This window comes from Intestinibacter sp. (assembly GCF_051866655.1).
Taxonomy (GTDB): Bacteria; Bacillota; Clostridia; order Peptostreptococcales; family Peptostreptococcaceae; genus Intestinibacter.
In genome coordinates, this window is sequence record NZ_JBJDXL010000490.1 from 1 (window position 1) to 2451 (window position 2451).

The following is a 2451-nucleotide window of genomic DNA, read 5'->3' on the forward strand; positions in this document are numbered from 1 at the left end:
GATTCCGGAGATATTAGCATTTGTGGGATGAATCCAATAAAGGATAGAAAGAAATTATTTGAAAAAATAGGTGTTCAGTTCCAAGATTCAAATTATCAATCAGAAATAAGAGTTGATGAATTGTGTGAAGAAACAGCATGTATATACAAAAATCCAGCAGATTGGCGAGGTCTGTTAAAAGAATTCGGCATAGCTGATAAGGAAAGGAACCCAGTAAAATCTCTTTCTGGTGGAGAACGTCAACGATTATTTATTGTTCTCGCTCTTATTCCACAGCCTGAGGTCGTATTTTTAGATGAGCTTACGACAGGATTAGATGCTAGAGCGAGACGAGAAGTGTGGAGGATATTAGAAAAATTAAAAAAGGATGGTTTGACGATTATTTTAACTTCACATTTTATGGATGAGGTCGAAGTATTATGTGATGAGATACTTATTTTAAATAAAGGAAAAACTGTTTTTCACGGTACAATCGAGGAGGCTATAAAAAATAGTCCATGTGACAAATTTGAGGATGCATATCTTTGGTATTCAGATGAGGAGGGAAAATAGATGTTTGGGAAAATGTTAAAGATAGAAGGAAAATTATCTATTAGAGATATGAATATGGTTATTTTTGCTATTATAATGCCGGTAATTGTGCTTGTTATCTTAGGATTTATTTACGGTAATAAGCCTGCTTTTGAGGGTGCAGATTATTCTTTTATAGAGCAATCATTTGGTGCATTGAGTACAATTGCTATATGTGCAGGCGGTTTAATGGGACTGCCTATTTTGGTGTCAGATTATAGAGAGCGAAAAATATTAAAAAGATTTAAAGTGACACCGATAAGTCCAGCTATGATATTATTTGTTCATTTGGCGATTTATACAATTTATTCAGCAGTTTCTGTAGCTGTTCTCTGGATTTTTGCAAAATTATTTTGGGGATTTGAAATGCGAGGATCTTATTTGACTTTCTTTGCTGGATGGTTATTAGTTTTAATGTCTATACTTAGTATAGGTATGTTAGTCGGTGGAATAGCTAAAAATAGTAAAAGTGCGTCTGTAATTGCATCTATATTATATTTTCCGATGCTAGTATTTTCAGGAGCAACTGTACCATATGAAATTATGCCTGTTCAGATGCAAAAGGTAGTAAATATTATGCCGCTTACACAGGGTATAAAGATACTAAAAGCAGCTACTTTGGGAACTGAAATAAATAATGTTTTAGTACCTATAATAATTATGGTTGCGATTATTTTGATATGTGTAGGTACAGCTATTAAATTTTTCCGATGGGAATAGATTTTTAAAATAGCAAGATAAGTCGAGAAAACAAATAGATGATGGTGTATGATAAGTATATTGGAGGTGGAAATATGCACGATAAAATAATTGCAGTACAGAGAATGCAGGATTATATAGAAAAGCATATCAATGAGAGTATTACTCTCGCTGATTTAGCTAAAATTTCTTTATTTTCACCGTGGTATTCACATCGATTGTTTAAGGAATATACAAATTATACACCAGCTGAGTATATCAGAAGGCTGAAGTTATCTAAATCGGCTTTGAGATTGAGAGATGAAGATTGTAAGATTATAGATATTGCTTTTGATTTGGGGTTTCAGAGTGTGGATGGGTATCAAAGGGCTTTTTCTAGAGAATTTGGATGTAATCCTAGTGAATATGCTAAAAACCCTATCCCACTACAGCTGTTTATTCCATATGGAGTAATTTATAAAGAAATTAGAAAGGAGCATAAAAAGATGTCAGTTAAAAATGTTTTTATACAATTAATGCATAAGCCTTCACGAAAGGTTTTGATAAAACGAGCAAAAACAGCTACAGAATACTTTAAATACTGTGAAGAGGTTGGCTGTGAGGTATGGGGATTTCTCACAAGTATGCAGTTTATAAGTGGAGAGCCAGTTTGTCTATGGCTACCTGAGAAGTATCGCAAGCCGAATACATCTGAATATGTACAGGGTGTAGAGGTTTCAATTGATTTTGATGGAGAAATTCCAGAAGGATTTGATTTAATTGAACTACCAGAAGCAGATTATATGGTGTTCCAAGGAGAACCTTTTTTAGAGGAGGATTACTGTCAAGCTATTGAAGAGGTACAAGAAGCAATCAAAAAATATAATCCAGCTATGTGGAGATACAAATGGGATACTGAAAATCCGAGAATCCAGTTAGAACCGATTGGAAAAAGGGGATATATAGAAATGTTGCCTGTTAAACCACTTTAATATGTTAAAAAAATAGGCTTATTTGAAAATACAAATCAAATAAGCCTATAAAAATTTTATAAAAGAATTAATAATGATAAATTTAAAAGTAAGATCAATATACTTGATATTTTAACGTATATAGGTCTTATTTTATCATTTTTTGATTTTAATTTATTTAAAGCAATTGGTATTAAATATAAAAGTGCAGAAAATAAGGCTATTATTTTAT

At 32.3% G+C, this 2451-nt stretch carries 3 protein-coding genes; all 3 read left to right on the forward strand.

Annotated elements, in window-relative coordinates:
* Window positions 1-552: ABC transporter ATP-binding protein (locus ACI3VO_RS14790; protein WP_439758654.1), on the forward strand; the 552-nt coding region annotated here is incomplete at its 5' end.
* Window positions 553-1290 carry an ABC transporter permease gene (locus tag ACI3VO_RS14795; protein WP_439758655.1) on the forward strand — a complete coding sequence of 246 codons (738 nt, stop codon included), beginning with the start codon at window positions 553-555 and terminating at the stop codon, window positions 1288-1290.
* A gap of 74 nt (window positions 1291-1364) precedes the next feature.
* Window positions 1365-2240: a helix-turn-helix domain-containing protein gene (locus ACI3VO_RS14800; RefSeq protein ID WP_439758656.1), complete on the forward strand. Its 876-nt coding sequence runs from the start codon at window positions 1365-1367 to the stop codon at window positions 2238-2240.
* Window positions 2241-2451 lie beyond the last annotated feature (211 nt).

Coding starts and splice junctions, on each gene's coding strand:
- ACI3VO_RS14795 (WP_439758655.1), top strand. CDS start 553: ATGTTTGGGAAAATGTTAAAGATAGAAGGAAAATTATCTATTAGAGAT.
- ACI3VO_RS14800 (WP_439758656.1), top strand. CDS start 1,365: ATGCACGATAAAATAATTGCAGTACAGAGAATGCAGGATTATATAGAA.